The sequence below is a fragment of the Sinorhizobium sp. RAC02 genome (assembly GCF_001713395.1).
Classification (GTDB): domain Bacteria; phylum Pseudomonadota; class Alphaproteobacteria; order Rhizobiales; family Rhizobiaceae; genus Shinella.
Genome location: NZ_CP016450.1, coordinates 3,415,161 through 3,436,229 on the forward strand (window position 1 = coordinate 3,415,161; position 21,069 = coordinate 3,436,229).

At 62.8% G+C, this 21,069-nt stretch carries 22 protein-coding genes; 13 read left to right on the forward strand and 9 right to left on the reverse strand.

Annotation, left to right across the window (positions count from 1 at the left end; translation table 11 throughout):
* Nucleotides 1-11: 11 nt before the first annotated feature.
* The 3 genes from mtaB to BSY16_RS16400 all read right to left on the reverse strand — a co-directional run bounded on the left by mtaB (nucleotide 12) and on the right by BSY16_RS16400 (nucleotide 3,359).
* The gene (gene mtaB / locus BSY16_RS16390; protein WP_069060652.1) at nucleotides 12-1,301 is read right to left on the reverse strand and encodes a tRNA (N(6)-L-threonylcarbamoyladenosine(37)-C(2))-methylthiotransferase MtaB; all 1,290 of its coding nucleotides are present in this window, start codon (nucleotides 1,299-1,301) and stop codon (nucleotides 12-14) included.
* The gene (gene dapF, locus BSY16_RS16395; RefSeq protein WP_069060653.1) at nucleotides 1,298-2,197 is read right to left on the reverse strand and encodes a diaminopimelate epimerase; all 900 of its coding nucleotides are present in this window, start codon (nucleotides 2,195-2,197) and stop codon (nucleotides 1,298-1,300) included. Before dapF ends, mtaB begins: the two co-directional genes overlap by 4 nt.
* A gap of 79 nt (nucleotides 2,198-2,276) precedes the next feature.
* Nucleotides 2,277-3,359 (reverse strand): MBL fold metallo-hydrolase, encoded by a 1,083-nt coding sequence (locus BSY16_RS16400; protein ID WP_069060654.1) that lies wholly within the window; start codon nucleotides 3,357-3,359, stop codon nucleotides 2,277-2,279.
* A 177-nt stretch (nucleotides 3,360-3,536) separates the two neighbouring features.
* Between BSY16_RS16400 and BSY16_RS16405 the strand changes: the two genes are divergently transcribed.
* The 6 genes from BSY16_RS16405 (at nucleotide 3,537) to trmD (ending at nucleotide 8,626) form a co-directional block, all read left to right on the forward strand.
* Nucleotides 3,537-4,676, forward strand: coding sequence for a hypothetical protein (locus BSY16_RS16405; protein WP_150129975.1), 1,140 nt, complete (start codon nucleotides 3,537-3,539; stop codon nucleotides 4,674-4,676).
* Nucleotides 4,677-4,925: 249 nt separating this feature from the next.
* Entirely contained in the window at nucleotides 4,926-6,494 is a 1,569-nt protein-coding gene (gene ffh / locus BSY16_RS16410; protein WP_069060656.1) for a signal recognition particle protein, read from the forward strand.
* An 11-nt stretch (nucleotides 6,495-6,505) separates the two neighbouring features.
* A complete protein-coding gene (locus BSY16_RS16415) occupies nucleotides 6,506-6,829 on the forward strand; it encodes a chorismate mutase (protein WP_069060657.1) in 324 nt (107 codons plus the stop codon).
* Nucleotides 6,830-6,863: 34 nt separating this feature from the next.
* Nucleotides 6,864-7,229 carry a 30S ribosomal protein S16 gene (gene rpsP / locus BSY16_RS16420; protein ID WP_069060658.1) on the forward strand — a complete coding sequence of 122 codons (366 nt, stop codon included), beginning with the start codon at nucleotides 6,864-6,866 and terminating at the stop codon, nucleotides 7,227-7,229.
* 37 nt (nucleotides 7,230-7,266) lie between these two features.
* On the forward strand, nucleotides 7,267-7,932 hold the full coding sequence (gene rimM, locus BSY16_RS16425; protein WP_083242931.1) for a ribosome maturation factor RimM: 666 nt from the start codon (nucleotides 7,267-7,269) through the stop codon (nucleotides 7,930-7,932).
* A gap of 1 nt (nucleotide 7,933) precedes the next feature.
* Entirely contained in the window at nucleotides 7,934-8,626 is a 693-nt protein-coding gene (trmD, locus tag BSY16_RS16430; RefSeq protein ID WP_069060660.1) for a tRNA (guanosine(37)-N1)-methyltransferase TrmD, read from the forward strand.
* On the opposite strand, the gene BSY16_RS16435 is transcribed toward trmD, so the two are convergent.
* Nucleotides 8,608-9,354 (reverse strand): sulfite exporter TauE/SafE family protein, encoded by a 747-nt coding sequence (locus tag BSY16_RS16435; RefSeq protein WP_069060661.1) that lies wholly within the window; start codon nucleotides 9,352-9,354, stop codon nucleotides 8,608-8,610. The two genes, trmD and BSY16_RS16435, sit on opposite strands and share 19 nt — an antisense overlap.
* A 304-nt stretch (nucleotides 9,355-9,658) precedes the next feature.
* On the opposite strand from BSY16_RS16435, the gene rplS reads away from it, so the two are divergent.
* Nucleotides 9,659-10,216, forward strand: a complete 558-nt coding sequence (gene rplS, locus BSY16_RS16440; protein WP_069060662.1) for a 50S ribosomal protein L19 — start codon at nucleotides 9,659-9,661, stop codon at nucleotides 10,214-10,216.
* Nucleotides 10,217-10,282: 66 nt separating this feature from the next.
* Here the strand turns inward: rplS and BSY16_RS16445 are convergent, their stop codons facing one another.
* Nucleotides 10,283-10,876, reverse strand: coding sequence for a peptidoglycan recognition protein family protein (locus BSY16_RS16445; protein ID WP_210187396.1), 594 nt, complete (start codon nucleotides 10,874-10,876; stop codon nucleotides 10,283-10,285).
* Nucleotides 10,876-12,204, reverse strand: coding sequence for a caspase family protein (locus tag BSY16_RS16450; RefSeq protein WP_083242932.1), 1,329 nt, complete (start codon nucleotides 12,202-12,204; stop codon nucleotides 10,876-10,878). Before BSY16_RS16450 ends, BSY16_RS16445 begins: the two co-directional genes overlap by 1 nt.
* A 142-nt stretch (nucleotides 12,205-12,346) precedes the next feature.
* On the opposite strand from BSY16_RS16450, the gene BSY16_RS16455 reads away from it, so the two are divergent.
* Together BSY16_RS16455 and BSY16_RS16460 are read left to right on the forward strand one after the other, a co-directional pair.
* Nucleotides 12,347-13,144, forward strand: a complete 798-nt coding sequence (locus tag BSY16_RS16455) for a basic amino acid ABC transporter substrate-binding protein (RefSeq protein WP_069060664.1) — start codon at nucleotides 12,347-12,349, stop codon at nucleotides 13,142-13,144.
* A 9-nt stretch (nucleotides 13,145-13,153) separates the two neighbouring features.
* Entirely contained in the window at nucleotides 13,154-13,960 is an 807-nt protein-coding gene (locus BSY16_RS16460) for an amino acid ABC transporter permease (RefSeq protein ID WP_069060665.1), read from the forward strand.
* A 2-nt stretch (nucleotides 13,961-13,962) separates the two neighbouring features.
* Here BSY16_RS16460 and BSY16_RS16465 read toward each other — a convergent pair whose 3' ends face one another.
* Nucleotides 13,963-15,861 carry a CASTOR/POLLUX-related putative ion channel gene (locus tag BSY16_RS16465; protein ID WP_069060666.1) on the reverse strand — a complete coding sequence of 633 codons (1,899 nt, stop codon included), beginning with the start codon at nucleotides 15,859-15,861 and terminating at the stop codon, nucleotides 13,963-13,965.
* Between the two features lie 349 nt (nucleotides 15,862-16,210).
* On the opposite strand from BSY16_RS16465, the gene leuC reads away from it, so the two are divergent.
* Nucleotides 16,211-17,620, forward strand: coding sequence for a 3-isopropylmalate dehydratase large subunit (leuC, locus tag BSY16_RS16470; RefSeq protein WP_069060667.1), 1,410 nt, complete (start codon nucleotides 16,211-16,213; stop codon nucleotides 17,618-17,620).
* A gap of 71 nt (nucleotides 17,621-17,691) precedes the next feature.
* Complete coding sequence (locus BSY16_RS16475) at nucleotides 17,692-18,204, forward strand: SixA phosphatase family protein (protein WP_069060668.1); 513 nt, start codon at nucleotides 17,692-17,694, stop codon at nucleotides 18,202-18,204.
* A gap of 34 nt (nucleotides 18,205-18,238) precedes the next feature.
* Here the strand turns inward: BSY16_RS16475 and BSY16_RS16480 are convergent, their stop codons facing one another.
* Both BSY16_RS16480 and BSY16_RS16485 read right to left on the reverse strand, forming a co-directional pair.
* Entirely contained in the window at nucleotides 18,239-19,069 is an 831-nt protein-coding gene (locus BSY16_RS16480; protein ID WP_069060669.1) for an aldo/keto reductase, read from the reverse strand.
* Nucleotides 19,070-19,200: 131 nt separating this feature from the next.
* The gene (locus BSY16_RS16485) at nucleotides 19,201-19,716 is read right to left on the reverse strand and encodes a L,D-transpeptidase family protein (protein WP_286157145.1); all 516 of its coding nucleotides are present in this window, start codon (nucleotides 19,714-19,716) and stop codon (nucleotides 19,201-19,203) included.
* 162 nt (nucleotides 19,717-19,878) lie between these two features.
* Here BSY16_RS16485 and BSY16_RS16490 point away from each other — a divergent pair, with 162 nt between their 5' ends.
* Together BSY16_RS16490 and BSY16_RS16495 are read left to right on the forward strand one after the other, a co-directional pair.
* On the forward strand, nucleotides 19,879-20,562 hold the full coding sequence (locus tag BSY16_RS16490; RefSeq protein ID WP_069060671.1) for a response regulator transcription factor: 684 nt from the start codon (nucleotides 19,879-19,881) through the stop codon (nucleotides 20,560-20,562).
* 19 nt (nucleotides 20,563-20,581) lie between these two features.
* The gene (locus BSY16_RS16495) at nucleotides 20,582-21,037 is read left to right on the forward strand and encodes a cyclic nucleotide-binding domain-containing protein (RefSeq protein ID WP_069060672.1); all 456 of its coding nucleotides are present in this window, start codon (nucleotides 20,582-20,584) and stop codon (nucleotides 21,035-21,037) included.
* The last annotated feature ends 32 nt before the right edge of the window (nucleotides 21,038-21,069 follow it).

The following is a 21,069-nucleotide window of genomic DNA, read 5'->3' on the forward strand; positions in this document are numbered from 1 at the left end:
AAAAGTGTCCGCTAGTTGCGAAGGGGGGTGGGGCCGGGAGCATTCGCCGGCTGCATCGTCAGGTGTCTGCCATTGTGGCCGGTGATCGTCACCGGCACAAGGTCGCGAGGTTTGAGGCCCGCGGCATCGACGAGCGTGAAGTTTTCCGTATGGGCGAGGCCGTTGTTCTCGACGAGGATTTTTTGCACGGTGCCGACCATCTGGTCGAGATGGGCCTCGTGCAGCCGTTTTCCAGTGTCGCGCAGCCGGCCGGCGCGTTCCTTGACGACAGCGCGGTCGAGCTGCGGCATGCGGGCGGCCGGCGTGCCGGCGCGCGGGCTGTAGGGAAAGACGTGCAGATGGGCGATGCCGCAGTCTTCGGCATGCCGCTGCGCATTGGAAAACATCTCTTCCGTTTCCGTCGGGAAGCCGGCGATCATGTCTGCGCCGAAACTCGCCTCCGGACGCAAGGTTTTCACCCGCTCGCAGAAGGCGACGGCGTCGGCGCTGGAATGGCGCCGCTTCATGCGCTTCAGGATCATGTCGTCGCCATGCTGGAGCGAGAGATGCAGGTGCGGCATGAAGCGCGGTTCGTCGGCGATCAGGTCCCAGAGGTGATCATCCGCCTCGATGCTGTCGATCGAGGAGAGGCGCAGACGCTGGATTTCCGGCACCTGCTTCAAAATCGCCTTGGCGAGCTGGCCGAGGCTCGGTTTTCCGGGCAGGTCGGCGCCGTAGCTGGTGGCATCGACGCCGGTCAGCACGATCTCCGAATAGCCGCTCTCGACGAGCTTGCGTGCCTGGTCGACGACGGCACCCATCGGCACGGAGCGGGAATTGCCGCGGCCGTAGGGAATGATGCAGAAGGTGCAGCGATGGTCGCAGCCGTTCTGCACCTGCACGAAGGCGCGCACATGGCCATCGATCAGCTTCACCATCTGCGGTGCGGTTTCCCGCACGCTCATGATGTCGTTGACGCGCAGCTTTTCTTCCGCCGAGACGCCGAAATCCGGTAGTGCACGGTAGGAGGCGCTCTTCAGTTTCTCCTCGTTGCCGAGTACGGCGTCGACTTCCGGCATCTCCGCAAAAGTGTGTTTTTCCGTCTGCGCGGCGCAGCCGGTGACGATGATGCGGGCATGGGGATTGTTGCGGCGGGCGCGGCGGATGGCCTGGCGCGCCTGGCGCACGGCTTCGCCCGTCACGGCGCAGGTGTTCACCAGCACGGCATTGTTGAGCCCCGCCTTCTCGGCCTCCGCGCGCATCACTTCCGATTCGTAGGTGTTGAGCCGACAGCCGAAGGTTATGACCTCGACGCCGCTCAAAGGGCGGCCGCCTCGGCATCGTCCCGGCGGAAGGCGCCGGTCGCGGGGTCCAGCGTGCCCGACCATTCCCATTCGGCCGGGCCGGTCATGATGACGTGGTCGTCGTCGCGCCACTCGATCTGCAGCGTGCCACGGTTCGGGCTGCTGGCGACGGTGATCGTGACCTTGCGGCCGGTGCGGCCGGTGCGTGCGCCACTGACGCCCGAAGCGCAGGCGGCGGAACCGCAGGCGAGCGTCAGGCCGGCGCCGCGCTCCCAGGTGCGCGTCGTCATGGACGTCGGCGACGTGACCTGTGCCAGCGTGATGTTGGCCTTTTCCGGGAACATCGGGTGGTTTTCGAGCAGCGGGCCGAAACGGTCGAGGTCGAACGTCATCGGATCGCGATCGACCCAGAAAACGGCGTGCGGGTTGCCCATCGACATGGCGGCGGGCGAATGCAGGATCGGATCGTCGATCGGCCCGATCTGCAATTCGATGCGGCTGGTGTCGTAGAATTCTTCGGCCAGCGGAATGCGGCTCCATTCGAAGACCGGCTTGCCCATGTCGACCGAAATCGTGCCGTCCTCATGCTCGACGGCATTCAGGATGCCGGCGACGGTCTGGAAGGTGAAGACCTTGCGGCCGGTCTCGGCGGCGAGCGCCTGCACGACGCAGCGCGTGCCGTTGCCGCAGGCCTGCGCCTTCGTGCCATCGCAATTGAGGATGTCGATCCAGGCATCGGTGCCGTCGATCCTGGGATCGTGGACGGCCATGATCTGGTCGAAGCGGGTGGCGGGATCGGCTGCGAGCGCTATCGCCGCGGCCGGGGTCACGACATCCTTGCGGCCACGCATGTCCACGACCAGGATGTTGTTTCCCAGCCCGTTCATCTTCGCGAAGTCGACCGTCTTTGTCATCACGTCTGCCCGATCGGGCCAAAAGGCCCCGTTGGGGGCGTATATGGCGGAAAAGCCCGCGGATTTCCAGTGCCTTGCATCAGGCCGTGGCGGCGGGGACCTCGAAGACTTCGCCGGGCCTCAAGGCGCGAAAACGCGCCCGGGCAACGCCGGCCGCATCGAGGGCGGTTTCCAGCGCGGCGAGCGGCTCGTCGACGCCCTCGTTCGTCAGCCGGAACGTACCCCAGTGATGGCCGGCGACATAGGCCGCACCGCTCGCCACCATGCCTTGGACCGCCTCGTGCGGGTTCTGGTGCTGCGGGCGCATGAACCAGCGCGGCTCATAGGCGCCGAAGGGCAGGTTGGCGAGGCGGATCGCGCCGTGTTTCTCGCGGATCGCCCGGTAGTTGATGCCCTGGTGAAAGCCGGTATCGCCGATATGGTAGATCTTGCCACCCGGCGTTTCGATGAGGAAGGCCGCCCACAGCGCCATGCGACGATCGCCGAGCCCGCGGGCCGACCAGTGGTGGCAGGGTTCGCAATGGAGGGTTACGCCGTCGGCGACCGGAATGTTGCCGCCCCAGTCCATGGTCGTCACGCGCCCTTCTCCGACAACCGGTCCGATGATCCTGTCATTGCCAAGCGGTGTGGCGATGCGGCAATCGTCCCGCTCGGCCAGCGCCTTCAGCGTGGCAAGGTCGAGATGGTCGTAGTGGTTGTGCGTGACGAGCACGAGGTCGATCTTCGGCAGGTCGGCAAGCTTTATGCCGGGCGGATTGACGCGCTTCGGGCCGGCAAAGCCGATCGGGCTCGCACGGTCGCTCCACACCGGGTCGGTCAGGATGTTGAGGCCGGCCGTCTGGATCAGCAGCGCGGCATGCCCTGCCATGGTGACGACGAGGCGCTCGCCATCGACCCGCGGCTCCGGCACGGCGAAGGGAAACGGACTTGGCCAGTCGAGCGGCCAGGCCGCCTGACCGCCACCCAGTTTCCATCGCATCAGCTCGAAGAAGCTGTTCGGCTCTTCCCCATCGGGATTAAAGAAATAGGTGCCGTCGAAATGATCGCTGACCGGGCCGTCATAATAGCGGTTGGCGGCCATGCTGCGGCCGGCGAAAGCTCCGCCGGCAAGCGTTGCCAGGGCACCAAGGCTCGACCATTTCAGGAACTTGCGACGGTTCATTGACAATACATAAGTCCTGGCGGACGACGCCGCAATGTGCCGCGCGGGGCTCGCGGAAATGTTACTTTGCCAGTTTTGTCCGGCGGGTGCGCATCCGCAACCGAAGCGTATCTGATAATTTACAAACTCAACCAATAAGTGATAAAATTATTGCGAATATAGCTTCAGGGGGGAGCTGTGGGAGAATATCTGAAGAGTTCACTTTTGCTGTTTTTCAAGTCGGGCGTTTACGTCAGCGTCTTGGTTGTGCTCGTTCTGCTCGTAGGTCAGGCGTTCGGCCGATTCATGCCGCCCTATGTCATCGTCGTGTCCGCCTACAGAGATGGCATCGGCGAGATGAAGTGCAATGCTGAAAAGCTTAATCTGATCAAAGAGGAGATAAGGGTCGCTTCTTATAAATATATCTCGCGGGTGAATTCCCTAAAGGTAAAAGAATACCTTGATTCCACCGAAATCGTCACAAATGAAGAAGACAATTCTGTCTTAAAAACGCTGTTCGATACGAATAAATTGTATACGCTGATCAGCGAGGTCAAAGGATATAAAGATAGAAAGATCCAGATATTTATTAATATGGCGGATGGCGACTGTACGGCGAAAAGTGCCGTCCTGATCCATAAGAACGAACGAAGGTTTATTCCGATCTCCTCCGGTGGTGATTTCGAGCCGATCGCACAAGAAGTGGTGAATGTCGTGGACGATTTCATACCCACTGTCGTGTTGGCTCGGGACTATAAAACGACCGCGGAAGCTCGGCGTCGCTCGTTTGTGGCTATTTCGCAAGGCAAACAGGTGAAGTGGTATATGAACCTGGTCGCCTTCACATATCTTGAAGAGGCCAGCATCTTCGATCGGAACGCAAATGCCGACATCGTCCTCGGGCGGTTTGATCGCGCTTCCTACTGGATCGACAAAGCGCTGGCAGTCGACAAGAATTTCCTGCCCGCCATATTCAACAAAATCTATGTGGACATCGAAAGAAACAGGCATGTTTCCGACGCTTACGACAGATCGATCTCCTCCCTCATGAATATGCATTACCGCATCGATTGCGGGGAATGCCTGTCGCGTATTGCACGCCTCAGGCTGGAACGCTTCGAGCGTATGGCGATGGCACGGAAAACATACAGTCAAAGAGACCAGGACATTTCACAGGCGCGCGATATTCTCGAATACAAGATAAACCGATACGGAGCCACGGCGGAGGACACGGTCCACCTCTATCGGGCGGTCCAACATCGCGAGCGCGGGGAATATTTCGAGTATTTGCACTATGCCACCGGCCGTGGCAGCTCGCCTTCTGTCACAGGACGCTAGTAATGAGCGTGGATACGAAGGCAAGCCCTTGCCTTGACTTTCCAGCCTCTTTGCTGTTTAAGCCGCGCATCTGCGACAAGTGAGACGACTTGAAGCCACCGACCGGGACCCATTGCGGTATAAACAGATCCCGGAGGTCAACACCCGACAGCGCGATGCGCCCTCGGGTGCTTTTTGGCTTTGCGTCTTGTTTTTGTCACTGATGGCACCGACGTTTCCGTTCCGTGCGGAAACAAGAAGGATGACGTGATGTTTGAAACACTCCAGGACCGCCTTGGCTCCATTCTGAATGGATTGACGGGCCGTGGCGCGCTTTCCGAGGCCGATGTCTCGGCGGCGCTGCGTGAGGTCCGCCGTGCGCTGCTCGAAGCGGACGTGGCGCTGGAAGTGGTGCGCTCCTTCACCGATGCGGTGCGCGAAAAGGCCGTCGGCGCGGAAATCCTGAAGTCGATCAAGCCCGGCCAGATGGTCGTCAAGCTCGTGCATGACGAGCTGGTCTCGATGCTCGGCTCCGAGGGCGTGTCGATCGATCTCAATGCGGCGGCTCCCGTCGTGATCATGATGGTCGGTCTGCAGGGCTCGGGCAAGACCACCACTTCGGGCAAGATCGCCAACCGGCTGAAGATGCGCGACAAGAAGAAGGTCCTGATGGCCTCGCTCGACACGCGCCGTCCGGCCGCGCAGGAGCAGTTGCGCCAGTTGGGCGTCCAGGCGGGCATCGATACGCTGCCTGTTATCGCCGGCCAGTCGCCGACCGACATCGCCTCGCGTGCCGTGCAGGCCGCAAAACTCGGCGGCCATGACGTCGTCATCCTCGACACGGCCGGCCGTACTCATATCGACGAACCGCTGATGATCGAGATGGCGGAGATCAAGCGGAAGTCCAATCCGCATGAAATCCTGCTCGTCGCCGATGCGCTGACCGGTCAGGACGCCGTCAACCTCGCCCGCAATTTCGACGAGCGCGTCGGCATTACCGGCCTCGTGCTGACCCGCATGGACGGCGATGGCCGCGGTGGTGCCGCCCTTTCGATGCGTGCCGTCACCGGCAAACCGATCAAGCTGATCGGCGTCGGCGAAAAGATGGGCGAACTCGAGGAGTTCCATCCCCGCCGCGTCGCAGACCGTATCCTCGGCATGGGCGACATCGTTTCGCTCGTCGAGAAGGCGGCGGAGAATATCGACGCCGAGAAGGCGGCCGCCATGGCCGCCAAGATGGCCAAGGGCAAGTTCGACCTGAACGACCTCGCCGACCAGCTGGGCCAGATGCAGAAGATGGGCGGCATGGGCGGCATCATGGGAATGATGCCCGGCATGGCCGGCATGAAGGACAAGATGTCCGCCGCCGGTCTCGACGACAAGCTTTTCGGCCGCCAGATCGCCATCATCAATTCGATGACCAAGGCCGAGCGCGCCAACCCGGACATGCTCAAGCACTCCCGCAAGAAGCGCATTGCCGCCGGCTCCGGCACCGATGCCTCCGACATCAACAAGCTTCTCAAGATGCACCGTCAGATGGCGGACATGATGAAGATGATGGGCGGCAAGAAGGGCGGCGGCATGATGAAGCAGATGATGGGCGGCCTTGCCGGCAAGATGGGCCTCGGTGGCCTTGGCGGCGGCATGGGCGGCATGCCCGATCTGTCGAAGATGGACCCGAAGCAGATCGAAGCACTTGCCAAACAGGCGGAAGCCGCCGGCATCAAGCCGGGCAGCATGCCGGGCCTGGGCGGCGGTGGTCTTCCCGGTCTCGGCGGCGGCCGTCTTCCGGGTCTTGGTGGCCTGCCGGGCCTTCCCGGCCTGCCGAAGAAGAAGTGAGGAATTGAGGCATGACGATCGATCCGACGGTCAAGCAGCAATTGGGGGAATACCGGCAGTCGATCGACAATATCGACGCTGCCCTTGTGCATATGCTCGCCGAACGTTTCCGCTGCACGCAGGCGGTGGGCGTTCTGAAGGCGACGCATGAACTGCCGCCGGCTGACCCGGCGCGCGAGGAATACCAGATCGAGCGCCTTCGCCGCCTGGCGAAGGATGCCAATCTGGATCCGGATTTCGCGGAGAAGTTTTTGAACTTCATCATCCACGAGGTGATCCGGCACCACGAAGCCATTGCTGCTGAACACAGCGGCGCAAACCAGAATACCGCTTGAAACAAGCGGTCACCTACATCCAAGGAGAAATGACATGGCACTGAAAATTCGTCTCGCCCGCGGTGGCTCCAAGAAGCGTCCGTACTACCAGATCGTTGTTGCCGACGCCCGTTCGCCGCGCGATGGCCGCTTCCTGGAGAAGGTCGGTTCGTGGAACCCGATGCTCGGCAAGGAAGACGCGACCCGCGTCCAGATCGACGCCGACCGCATCAAGGAATGGCTCTCCAAGGGCGCCCAGCCGACCGACCGCGTTGCCCGCTTCCTCGATGAAGCCGGCGTCGTGAAGCGCGAAGCCCGCAACAACCCGGACAAGGCAAAGCCGGGCAAGAAGGCGCTCGAGCGCGCTGCCGAGAAGAAGCAGAAGGAAGAAGACGCCGCTGCTGCTGCCGCTGGCGAATAATCTCCCCTGACATCATCTTGAACGGGCGGCGTGTTCCATGCCGCCCGTTTTTATTTGGATGAAGCTCAAGAACGTCGTAAAGCGTTTTCGCGTAGCTGAAGCCTCATCGAACGTTCGGAACCGAACCATGGCGAAACCGGAAAATCCTATCCTCATGGGCACCATCGGCGCGGCCCAGGGCCTGCGCGGCGAAGTCCGTGTGAAATCCTACACCATCGACCCGACGGCGATCGGTGACTACGGCCATCTGCACACCCAGGACGGCCGGTCCTTCGAGGTGCTGGAGGTGCGCGAGGCGAAGAATGTCGTCGTGGTGCGCTTCCGCGGCATCAACGACCGCAACACGGCCGAGACGCTGAACGGCCTTGAACTCTATATCGACCGCGACAACCTGCCGGACGAGGAACTGGACGAAGACGAGTTCTTCTATGCCGATCTCGAAGGCCTGGAGGCCGTCGACACGCAGGGCCGCAGCCACGGCACGGTGACCGGCATCTTCGATTTTGGTGCAGGTGATCTCCTGGAGCTCAAAGGTCCCGGCAAGCGTCCTGTGCTCATTCCGTTCTCCGAAGCTGCCGTGCTGGAAATCGATGTCGATGGCGGCCGCCTGGTGATCGACGCCTTTGCGGCCGGTCTCGAGGAAGAAGAAAAGGAAGGCCCCGGCAGCTGGCGGCGCCGCCCCCCCGAAGACGACGGGGAATGACGTGGCTTTCCGCGCCACCATCCTGACGCTCTACCCGGAAATGTTTCCGGGCCTCCTGGGCCAGTCGCTGTCCGGCAAGGCGCTGGATCGCGGCGACTGGGCGCTCGACTGCGTGCAGATCCGCGATTTCACGACCGACCGCCACCGCACCGTGGACGACACGCCGGCCGGCGGCGGTGCCGGCATGGTACTGAAGCCGGACGTTCTGGCGCGTGCCATCGATCATGCCTCCGAGGGCGACAGCCGCCCGCGGCTGCTGATGAGCCCGCGTGGGCTGCCGCTGACGCAGGCCCGCGTGCGCGAACTCGCTGCGGGCGAGGGCGTGATTGTGGTCTGCGGCCGTTTCGAGGGTGTTGACCAGCGCGTCATTGACGGGCGGCAACTCGAAGAAGTGTCGATCGGCGATTACATTCTCTCGGGCGGCGAGCCGGCGGCGATGATCCTGCTCGATGCCATCGTGCGCATCCTGCCGGGCGTGATGGGCAATGCGCTGTCCGGCGAGCATGAGAGTTTCGAGGGCGGGCTGCTGGAGCATCCGCACTATACCCGTCCACAGGTCTGGGAAGGCCAGGAAATCCCCGGCGTGCTGACCTCCGGCCACCATGCGGCGATCGACAGATGGCGCCGTGAGGAGGCCGAGGCGCTGACGCGCGAGCGCCGGCCGGATCTTCTCGCTCAGCCCGTCACGAAATAATAGACCGTCAGCGCCGCACCGACAGCGACCACCAGGGCGCGGATGACCGGCTGCGGCACGCGTCGTGCCGCCCAGACGCCGGACCAGCCGCCAAGCGCGCCAGCCGGTACCATGACGGCCGCCTGCGGCCAGCCGACCACGTCGCCGCTGGCAAAGACGACGATCGCGACAGCGGCGATCACCACGGCCAGGAAATTCTTCAGCGCATTGAGCCGGTGGTAGTCGCCGCCCTTCGTGAGGCCGAGCACGGCGAGCATCATGATGCCCATGCCGGCACCGAAGAAGCCGCCATAGATCGAGGTCGCGAACTGCCCGGCAAGGCCGAGCGGCGAGACCGGCGTTTCGGCATGCAGCGTCTTCGGCTTGAGATAGGGGCCGGCGGCGAAGATGACGGTCGCGGCGAGCAGCAGCCAGGGCACCAGCGCGCGGAAGGACGGATTGTCGAGCGACAGCAGCAGCAGCGCTCCGCCAAGGCCGCCGACGAGGGAAATCACCCCGAGCAGCGCCGCTTCGCGCCAGTCCGCCTTGATCTCCTTGGCATAGGCAAGCGAGGAGGTGACATAGCCGGGAAACTGGGTGATCGAGGAGGTGGCATTGGCGACGATCGGCGGCAGGCCGGTCAGCGTCATCGCGCCGAAGGTGAGGAACGTGCCGCCGCCGGCAATGGCGTTCACCACGCCCGACAGGAAGCCGGCAACGAAAAGCAGTATGGCATCGGCTATGGACATGATACTCCCGGCGGCAGCGGCCGGGATGCCGTGCCGCTCCTCCCTTTTGGGGTGATAGCGTGGCCGCAAGGGACCGGCAAGCGCCGAAAACCGGCTCTTCAAGGCGGATTCTTTCGGCCTCGGGGATGACAAGCCGGTTCGATTGGTGTATTGGCCCGCACGGATTTGGGATAACCCAGCCGACCTGCAAGCAAAGAATGGCGAATCCGCTCCGCCCGGCAACGGGCTAACCCAAGAGGCATGACCTCGCAAGGTGACCGTCGAGCGCTCTGGCTGTTTCAGAAGAACCAGAAGGTTTAGACCGATGAACATCATCCAGCAGCTCGAAGCCGAACAGGCCGCGAAGATCGAAGCCAAGCGCACGCTTCCGGAATTTTCCCCGGGCGACACGCTCCGCGTCAACGTCCGCGTGACGGAAGGTACCCGTACCCGCGTCCAGGCCTATGAAGGCGTGTGCATCGCCCGTTCGGGTGGCAGCATCAACGAGAGCTTCACTGTTCGCAAGATTTCCTACGGCGAAGGCGTCGAGCGCGTATTCCCGGTTTACTCGCCGCTCGTCGAAAGCGTCGAAGTCGTGCGCCGCGGCAAGGTCCGTCGCGCCAAGCTCTATTACCTGCGCGATCGTCGCGGCAAGTCGGCTCGTATCGTCGAGAACACCGGCACGCGCGCCCGCAGCCTGAACGACGCCGAGCGCGCCGCTGTTGCTGAAGAAAAGGCCCGTCTCGAAGCCGAGAAGATTGCAGCAGCCCAGGCACTCGCCGCTGAAAAGGCCGCAGCTGAAGCCGCCGAGAAGGCCGCTGCCGAAAAGGCAGCAGCAGAAGCTGCTGAAGCCGCAAAGGCTGCAGAGCCCGCCGCTGAATAATCAGCGCGGCATCTGATCGATCGAAGCCGTCGGCCCGTGCCGGCGGCTTTTTCGTTTCTGCTGGCTTTACTGGCTTTTCGCGCCAAGTTCGGCGGCGATACGGTGAACCTCGCCCTCGAGATTCTTGCCGGGGCAGGCGGTCTGGGCGAAATCCTTGTGGGTGCCGATGCGGTCGGCCGGAATGCCGTACTGTCTGGAAAGATCGCGGATCAGCGTCTTCAGCGCGGCCAGCTCCTGGGTCGTCGGTTTCTCATTCTCGAAATTGCCCTCCACGACGATCGTGATATGGCCGGCCGGATTGTATTTCGTGTTGGTATCACCGACGAAGCTGATCTGCCGGCCCTCGGCGATCTTGCCATCCACGGCGATGTAGAAGTGGTAGGGAATGTCGGCCCAGGGCTCCTTCGTGCGCCCGTCCGCAAGCTTGGATTTCGCCTGCGAAAACGCCTGTAGCGACGTCATCTTCTTGACGATCGAAAGGCCGTGTTTGCTGCGCGTTGCGGTGTGGTGCACGGTAATGCGTGACGGCGTCTGCTTTTCCATCGCCAGCACCGGCTTGCGGGCGCCCCATTCGGCTCGGCTCATCACCTCAGCGGCGTCCGCGGAAGACGCCATCATGAACGAGGCGAGGAGAAGAAATGCCGGTCTTGTGATGCCCATCAGCGGATTTCCTTGATGTATGCGTCTCCCACAACCTGTTGCGCGTTGCCGAGTTCCCGCAGGGCCGTGCTTTTCTTGTAGGGACCCATCACCACGGAGTAGAGCCCGTCGGCAAGGCTTCGGTAGTTGTTCGTATCGATGATGGAGACGTCGTAGCCCCGGTTTCGCATCAAGCCGGCGCGCTTGCGGGCCTTTTCCGCTTGGCCCTGCGGGAAGGAGCCGAGGATGACGAACCAGCCAGCCGAGACGCGCTGGGTCTCGAGCTCGGTATTTGCCTCGGGTTCCACATCCTCGTCCGTGTCCGGTACCTGCTTGACCTCCTCCACCTTCGCCTTGCTCGCGGCCTCTGTCTCAAGCTCCTCCACGAGCGCGCGCGCATAGTCGGCGTAGCGGCTGTCGGGAAATTTGCGCAGGAAGGCCTGGTGGATCTTCAGGCTGCGCAGATCCTTGATGGCGTTCCACTCTTCAAGCGCGGGATCGACCTCGACCTGAACGGAACCCCGGTTGTTTGTCTCGTCCGGCGTTTCCTTGGCCGTCTCGACGGGCGTAGCCTGACTGCCGCCAGGAAGAAGCACGATCTCGCCCGTGATCTGGTCGTAGAAGGCGGGTTGCTGCTTGCGGCCGACGGTCTTCGCCGTCGCCTCCACCTCGCTCTGCACGGCCTTGGCGAGCGCGATATGGCTCATGCCGGGCCTTTGCAGCAGCGGCAGCAGGGTGCGTGTAAAGATCGAGTTGGGATTGGCGTCATTGTCGCCGAGCCGGTCGAGCGCTTCCTGCCCGGCGCCCGCCGACATCAGCACGAAGGTGCCCGTCGGTGGTGCCACGACCTGAAGGCCGCGCGTCGCGCCGACGCTCCGGCCACCTTTCGAGGCGAAAGGATTGTTGCGGCAGGCATCGAGCACGAAGAAGCTGACGGCCGCCCCCTTGCCCTGCACGCGCGCCAGGAGGTCGTCGACCACATGCGCCTCGTCGCGCACCAGGCCGGCATTGCTGGAATCCGGAATATCGATCGGCAGCAGGATGTTCTGGCCGTCGATCGCCACGCCATGGCCGGCAAAGAAGAAGAAGGCCGTGTCGCCGGGCGAGATGTGTTCGACGAAGTCGGCGAACTTCGCGTTGATCTGGCGCCGCGTCAGGTTTTCGCCGAGATCGACGGCGAAATCGAGCCTGGCCAGTGACTGCGCGACGGCGCGCGCGTCGTTCACGGCCTTCTGGAGCTGCGGCACGGCCTCATAGGCGTCGTTGCCGATGACCAGCGCCACTCGTTTGGCGGCAGCAGGAACCGTGCCGAACAATAGACAAGTCAGAATGACGAACAGATATCTCATGGAAGCCCCCCGGCCATGCCATCCACCAAGCCTACGCCCATGCTCTTCGCGCGAAAAGAGCAAAGGTGAAAGAAGCGCGCGGCTTGCCTAGCGAACGGTAACTGTGACAGTGTTCCGCCGCCACAATTCAGGAGCATAGTTGATGTTTTCCCGCCGCGCCGTCCTTGCAGGCCTTGCTGCCGCTGCCCTCATGCCCGCCGTCGCTTTCGCCTCGGACCTGCCGGACCTCGGCGGCAAGACCGTCGTCGTCGTGACGGAAAATGCCTATCCGCCAATCCAGTTCGTCGATCCCAAGACGGGCGAGCAGATCGGCTGGGAATATGACGCGATGAACGAGATCGCGAAGCGGCTGAATTTCAAGGTCGAGTACCAGAACACCTCGTGGGACGCGATGATCCAGGCCGTCTCCGACAACCAGTACAACATCGGCATGACCGGCATCACCATCAAGGACGACCGCAAGGAGAAGGTGGATTTCTCCGACCCCTATATGCGCTCGCAGCAGTTCATGCTGGTGCGTGCCGATGAGACACGCTTCACCGACGCCAAGTCCTTCGCTGCCCTGACGGACGGGCTGATCGCCGCGCAGCCGGGCACCTCGCCCTTCTACACCGCCGTCTACGAAATCCTCGATGGCAACGAGCAGAACCCGCGTATCAAGCTGTTCGAGACCTTTGGCGCGACCGTGCAGGCGCTCCAGGGCGGCGATGTCGATCTCGTGCTGACCGACAGCGTTGCGGCCAAGGGTTATGTCGATGCTTCCAACGGCAAGCTGAAGGTCGTCGGCGGGCCGCTCGGCACGGAAGACTTCGGCTTCATCTTCCCGAAGGGGTCTGATCTCGTCGCCCCCGTCAACGCGGCAATCGCCGCGCTCAAGGCGGATGGCACGCTCGATACACTCAACAAGAAGTGGTTCCTCGACTACAAGATGGGCCAGTAGCGGGCGGCCATGGCTCCCGTTTCTTCTGACGCGTCGAAGGGCGACTATCCCTGGTGGCTGGTCGCGCTCGGCGTGATTGCGCTGGCGCTTGCCGGCGTCATCGTCGCCAATGATCTCTATACACAGGTGTTCAGCGTCGTGCTGAAGGGACTGTGGGTCACGGTCTTCGTGACCCTCGTCGCCTTTCTGCTCGCCACGATGCTCGGCCTCGGCGTTGCGCTGATGGCGCTGTCGGACAGCAAGGTGCTGCGCCAGATCGCCCGCTTCTACACGGAGGTGATCCGTGGCGTGCCGATCCTTGTGCTGCTGTTCTACATCGCCTTTGTCGGCGCGCCGGCACTGGTGGCCTTGATCAATCTCGTGCTCTCGCCGCTTGTCGGTGCCGGCCTTGCCGAGCCGATGCAGGTGCGTGACCTCTCCTTGATGTGGCGGGCGATCTTCGCGCTGATGATCGGCTATTCCGCCTTCATCGCTGAAGTTTTCCGTGCCGGCATCCAGGCGGTGGACAAGGGGCAGATCGAGGCGGCCAAGGCGCTGGGCCTGTCGCGTTTCCAGCGCTTCCGGCTCGTCGTCTTTCCGCAGGCGGTGCGTGTCATCCTGCCGCCGCTCGGCAACGATTTCGTCGCCATGGTGAAGGACAGCTCGCTCGTCTCGGTGCTCGGCGTCGCCGACATCACGCAGATGGGCAAGGTCTACGCCTCCGGATCCTTCCGGTTCTTCGAGACCTATTCCATCGTCGCCTATGTCTATCTCATCCTGACGATCGGCCTTTCGCTCGGCCTTCGCGGCTTGGAAAGACGCCTGCGCCGCAACTGAGCTTACTCGCGGGCGAGGATGATCAGGCGGTCGGTGGGATCGAACGTGATTTTCTCCGACTTCACCGGATTGACCACGACGCCGCCCATGTTGCGCGGGTCGTGGCCCGGCGCATTGGCGCGGCTGTAGCCGAGCGCCACTTCGCCGCGGATGAGGGCGGCGAGGTTGACGGTGTAGAAATTCACCGGCCGGTCGATGGCGATATAGTCGGTGACCGGGCGCATGTAGATTTCCGAGCCGTCCTTGTCGAGCAGTTCGTCAAAGATCTGCGCCATCAGTTCGTTTTCCGAGGCCTGCGCCAGCATCAGGCTGACCAGCTTGTTGCTGACGACGAAATCGTCGGCGCGGGTGACGGCTGCGAGGTTGCGGTTGCGCACGTCGATCATCTCGCTGACGATGCCGATATGCTGGTTGGCGGCATCCGCGATCTTGCGCAGCTGGAGCAGCGTCACCAGCGTTGCGGTATCGGCCGGCTGTGCGGCCATGTGGTCGCTGTAGCCGAGCACCAGCACATGATCGTAGGACGGCACGTCGAGCGCATCGAGGGCGGCGCGGTTTGACGTGTCGATCGCCGTGCAGCGAACCGTCAGGTTCTCCTGCAAATAGGAGAGCCCTGCGACTTCCGCCTCGAGATTCGGCGTATTGGCGGCGATCATCAGCTCGGAGCCCGGCGAGACGTAGCGCGACAGCTCCTGCGTGATGATCGGCCCGCGCCGATTCCAGCCGAGCAGCAGCGTGCGCTCCGGTCCCGGCTCGCGGTGGACGCGCGGGCGCACGATCTCGCGGTCGACCTCGAATTCTCCCGTCCTGAGCTTGATCGTCGCATCGTCCTCGGCAATCAGGATTGCCCGTTCGCCGGCGAGGATGATGTGGTTTGTCGGCGGGTTGAGATGCACCACGCTGTCATTGTCGCAAAGGCCGATCAGCGTCGATGTCTCATAGGCCATGACAGCATTGCCGAACGACTTGCCGACAAGGGCCGGCTGCTCGACGGTGTAAATTTCCGAGCCGTCGAAATCGAGCAGTTCGGTATAGACGGCCGAAAGGCCGGCCTGCCGGCTGGAGCTGACGACGATGCGGGAGATCAATTCATCGGCGAGCACCAGCTGCAATTCGGTGCCGCCGACGATGCGGGCGACTTCGGCGTTCTTCTCGTCGCGGATTTCGGCGGCGATCCGGTAAGGCTCCTTCCGCCGGCCGGGATCGTTGACGAGGGCGAGCACGGTCTTGATGACCTCGGAATCGGCGTAGTCGCTTTCCGGCGACAGCACGATAATCGAGCGCGACGCCTGCGGATTGACGATGTTGACGTCATAGAGGTCGGTCGGGTCGCCGCTGCGGCAGATGATGCGGGTGCTGCCGAGGTCCTCGATCTTGTTGGCGATCTCGTCCTCCATCTCCACCTTGTCCTTGTTGGCCATGATGACGATGCGGGCATTGCGGCGGCTCTGGTTGGCGATCACCAGTTCGGAAATGACGTCGAAGATCGACGGCGACCAGTTGAAGATGATCGTATGGTCTTTTTCCAGCACATGCGAGCGGCCCTTGCGCAGCTCGTCGAGCTTTTCGTCGAGGCCCGAGCTCAGCACGCCGATGAGGGCGGAGAACACGAAGATGCCGGCGACGGTGACGAAAAGCGAGACGCCGCGGAACCCCCAGCCGACATCGCCGCCCATGGCGCCTGCATCCATGGTGCGCATCAGCGATTCCCAGGCGCCTTCAATGAAGGAAACGGGCTCGCTGCCCTGCTGGGTAATGCCGGTTATCGCCAGGAACAGGCCGGCGACGACAATCACGACCAGCGAGATCACGGTCAGCCAGCCGATCAGCGCGATCGGCCCTGCCGCCATGCTCTTGTCGAACTGGTAGCGCAGGCGGTCCCGCCAGGTAATCGTCTTCATATTCTGTCCCCTTGGCCGACCCTTAGCCGGATACGCCTATCGAGTGTCAAATATTCGGAGCCGGGGCAAGGAGGACGGGTGGATATTTTCGGAAACAGCGTGCGCCGCGGGGCAGCCACCAACTTGCCGAGCCTGCGAAAAATCGCTATATGCGGGACCATGGAATCCAAATTCGGATGCACGGAAAAGCATGTCGTCGTGCTGCAGGACCATAAGCGCCTGCCGGCACGCTTCTTTGCGCGTGTCTTCGGGGCGCTCACCAGCCGCCTAGCCTGATCGCTCTCGATCCTGCAAGCCCGTGTGCTTGCTGAATTCCTGTACCCTCAACATGCCAAGCGGATGAAGAGCTATGAGCGCACCCCGTACCCTCTATGACAAGATTTTCGACGATCATATCGTCTCCCGCCAGGAAGATGGCACCTGTCTTCTCTACATCGACCGTCACCTCGTTCACGAAGTGACGTCGCCGCAGGCTTTCGAAGGCCTGCGCATGGCCGGCCGCAAGGTCCGCGCACCGGAAAAGACGCTCGCCGTCGTCGATCACAACGTTCCCACCTCGCCGGATCGCGCGCAGGGCATCAAGAACGAGGAAAGCCGCATCCAGGTCGAGGCGCTTGCGACCAACGCCGCGGAATTCGGCGTCGAATACTATTCGGAAAAGGATGTCCGCCAGGGCATCGTGCACATCGTCGGCCCGGAGCAGGGTTTTACGCTGCCGGGCATGACCATCGTCTGCGGTGACAGCCACACCTCCACGCACGGCGCTTTTGGCGCGCTGGCGCATGGCATCGGCACCTCTGAAGTCGAGCATGTGCTCGCAACCCAGACGCTGATCCAGAAGAAGGCGAAGAACATGCTGGTGCGCGTCGACGGCCAGTTGCCGCCGGGCGTTACCGCAAAGGACATCATCCTCGCCATCATCGGCGAGATCGGCACTGCCGGCGGCACCGGCCACGTCATCGAATTCGCAGGCGAGGCCATCCGCTCGCTGTCGATGGAAGGCCGCATGACGATCTGCAACATGACGATCGAAGGCGGCGCCCGCGCCGGCCTCATCGCGCCGGACGAAAAGACCTTCGAATATATAAAGGGCAAGCCGCGCGCGCCGAAGGGCCAGGCGCTGGACATGGCGATCGACTACTGGAAGACGCTCTACACGGAAGAAGGCGCGCATTTCGACCGCGTCGTCGTGCTCGATGCCGCCAACCTGCCGCCGATCGTCTCCTGGGGTTCCTCGCCGGAAGACGTCGTTTCCGTGCAGGGCGTCGTGCCGAACCCGGACGAGATCGATGACGAGACCAAGCGTTCCTCCAAGTGGCGCGCACTCGACTATATGGGTCTGAAGCCGGACACCAAGATCACCGATATCGCCATCGACCGCGTCTTCATCGGCTCCTGCACCAACGGCCGTATCGAAGACCTGCGTGCCGTCGCTGCCGTCGTCGAAGGCAAGCAGGTGGCGTCGACCGTCAGCGCGATGATCGTTCCGGGCTCGGGCCTGGTGAAGGAGCAGGCGGAGCGGGAAGGTCTCGACACGATCTTCAAGGCGGCCGGTTTCGACTGGCGCGAGCCGGGCTGCTCCATGTGTCTTGCCATGAACGACGACCGCCTAAAGCCGGGCGAGCGCTGTGCCTCGACCTCGAACCGCAACTTCGAAGGCCGCCAGGGTTTCAAGGGCCGCACGCACCTCGTGTCGCCCGCCATGGCCGCCGCCGCCGCGATCGCCGGCCATTTCGTCGATATCCGCGAGTGGAACTGATCACGGCTTCATTGCCGTTGTGATAGAAAGCCGGGAGCACGCTCCCGGCTTTTTCATTTGTAGGAGATCCCATGAAACGCCTCCTCTTGTTGCGCCACGCCAAGTCCGCCTGGCCGGAGGGCGTGGAAGATCACGATCGCCCACTCGGCGACCGCGGCCGCCGGGACGCACCACGCATGGGCGCCTACATCGCCTCCGCCGGCCTCCAGCCGGATTTCGGGCTGGTCTCGTCGGCGCGGCGCACGCAGGAGACCTGGGCGCTTGTCGAACAGGCGTTTGCGAAGCCCTGCCGGTCCCGTACGGTGCCGTCGATTTATGAAGCCGAGCCGGCGGCCATTCGCGCGGCGATCCAGGCGGCACCGGAGGAGAGCAAAACGCTGCTCGTCATCGGCCACAATCCGGGTTTTGAGAATTTGGCCGCGCTCTTGGCGCCGGACGGCGATGGGGATGCGCTGGCTCGGCTGCGGACGAAATATCCGACGGCGGGGTTGGCGGTGATCGTCTTCGATGTCGAGCGTTGGGAGAATGTCGCGCCGGGAACCGGTCGGCTCGAAGGCTTCGTCACGCCGAAGACGTTACCGTAAACGAAACGGGCGGCCGAAGCCGCCCGTCGCAGGATCAGAACGTTGCCGTCATCGGATCCGGCCCGATGCGCTTGCCGTCCTTTTCGAGGCCGGCGAACGTCGCCATGTCTTCGGCGTCGAGCTTGAAATCGAAGACCTTGAAGTTCTCCGCGATGCGCGACGGCGTCACCGATTTGGGAATGACCACCAGCCCGTTGTCGATGTGCCAGCGGGTGATGACCTGCGCCGGTGTGCGGCCGTGTTTGGCGGCGACCTTGGCGACGACAGGGTTTTCCAGCAACGTGCCCTGGCCGAGCGGGCTCCAGGACTGGGTGATGATGCGGTGCTTGTCGTGGTAGGCCCGCGTCTCGGTCTGTGGGAAGTCCGGATGCAGCTCGATCTGGTTGATGACCGGCGTGATGCCGGTCTCGTCGATCAGACGCTGCAGGTGTGCGGGATAGAAGTTGGACACGCCGATCGAGCGGGCGCGACCTTCCTTCTGCAGCTGGATGAACGCTTTCCAGGTATCGACATACTGGCCGCGGTTCGGTGCCGGCCAGTGGATGAGGTAGAGATCGACATAATCGGTGCCGAGCCGCTTCAGGCTGGCATCGAACGCCTTGAGCGTCTGCTCGTAGCCCTGGTCGGAGTTCCAGAGTTTCGTCGTCAGGAAGATTTCGGCACGGTCGACGCCGGACGTGCTGATACCCTCGCCGACACCCTGCTCGTTCTCATAGATGGCAGCCGTGTCGATGTGGCGATAACCGGTGGCGAGCGCTGCCTTGACTGCGGTTACGGCGGTGTCGTTCGGGGTCTGCCAGACGCCGAGGCCGACCTGGGGAATGCTGTTGCCGTCATGAAATGTGATTGTCGTTTGATCGCTCATCAGGATGTCTCCGTGAAAATGGACGGCGTGCTTGAACCCGAAGGTTTCCCGTGGCGCCTTGCAGCCTGGCGACGGTCGGGATGCATATAGGTCCGTCGGCGCGTTATTTCAGCGGCGCTCCAACAGAAAATTCAGAGAACCCGTACGACCGTGCCGCGGCGCAGATGCGGCAGGATCAGCAGCATGTTCCGCCGGGAAACGGCGATGCAGCCGGCGGTTTGCGGGCGGTCCGGGTCGAAAAGATGAAAGAAGATCGCCGATCCGGCATTGCGGCGGCGCGACGTGATGTTCCAGTCGAGCACGAGGCAGATATCGTAGAGCGCGTCCTCGCGCTGCATGTCCTCATGGCTCGGCTTGAAGGGCGCGCGGACCAAGCGATTGTAGTTTGGGTGGCCGGGATCGTCGCACCAGAGCATGGAGGGGCGGACGCGGCGAAGCGGCAGGGCTGTCTTCGGCAGGGCCAGCCGGTCTCCGCGCAGGAAGCCGGAGAGAAGCTGCATGGCGGCGATGGGTGTTGCGCCGTCACCCTCGCGCTTGCGGCTGGTGCGCCCGGAGCGCCCGATGACGGCGGGGATGCGCAAGGAACCGACCTGCACGATCGCGCGGGTCTTGTTGCCCGGTGCAGGGCGCACGAGGACAGTCTTCACGCAATGTTTAGGAGAAGTGATCCGGCTCATCTGTCCCTGCCATATTCGCGCCATGGGGCAATTTAACAGGCTAAGACATAGGCGCACCCGGAAGGCCATCCCTTCCATTTGAATTTTGGGCACAACTCCCTTACTTTCCAGGGGAATGCCGAGAGGTAAAGCATGACATCCCGCACGATCCTTCTTGTCGACGACGACAACGACCTCCGTGAAACGCTCGTCGAGCAGCTTTCGCTCTATGAGGAATTCACCACGCTCGAGGAAACCACGGCCGGCAAGGGCATCCAGGCGGCCCGCGGCAACCAGATCGACCTGCTGATCATGGATGTCGGCCTGCCGGACATGGATGGCCGCGAGGCGGTGAAGCTGTTGCGCAAGGGCGGCTTCAAGGCGCCGATCATCATGCTGACAGGGCACGATACCGATTCGGACACGATTCTCGGGCTTGAAGCCGGCGCCAACGACTATGTGACGAAGCCGTTCCGCTTCGCCGTGCTGCTCGCGCGCATTCGCGCACAGCTGCGCCAGCACGAGAGCAGCGAAGACGCCACCTTCAGCGTCGGCCCCTACACGTTCAAGCCCGGCCAGAAGCTGCTGACGCTGGAAAACGGCCAAAAGATTCGGCTGACGGAAAAGGAGGCGGCGATCATCCGCTACCTCTATCGCGCCGACCAGAAGGTGGTGACGCGCGACGTGCTGCTGGAGGAAGTCTGGGGCTATAATTCCGGTGTGACGACCCACACGCTGGAGACCCACGTCTACCGCCTGCGCCAGAAGATCGAGCGCGACCCTTCCAATGCGGAGATTCTCGTGACAGAGAACGGCGGGTACAAGATCGTACCGTAATTCAAGAGGAGCGCCCGACGTGGCACTCGCTGACGACATCGCCCTTCTGTCCCGCGTGCCGCTCTTCGCGGGGCTTTCCGACGACAAGCTGCGGCTGATGGCCTTTGGTGCGGAGCGCCGCCGGCTGGTCGAGGGGCAGACGCTGTTTCGTGAGGGCACGTCGGCTGATTGCGGCTTTGTCGTCGCTTACGGCGCGTTCGGCCTGACCTCGACACTGCGCGACGGCTCGACGCGCGACGAGGGCATGGCGGATGCCGGCACACTTCTCTCCGAACTTGCGATGATTTCCGCGGTGGAGCGGAAGTATACGGCAGTCGCGATCGAGGACAGCGAGGTCATCCGCATCAACCGGCCGCTGTTCCGGCGCATGCTGGAGGAATATCCTGATGTCGCCGTGCTCGTCGATGCGCGCATCCGCGAAAATCTTTCAGCAATGATTACCCAGATGCGCGGCCTCGCCCGCCGCTTCGCTTGAGCTCTTCCAGCGCAATTCCAAGCTCAAGCCTG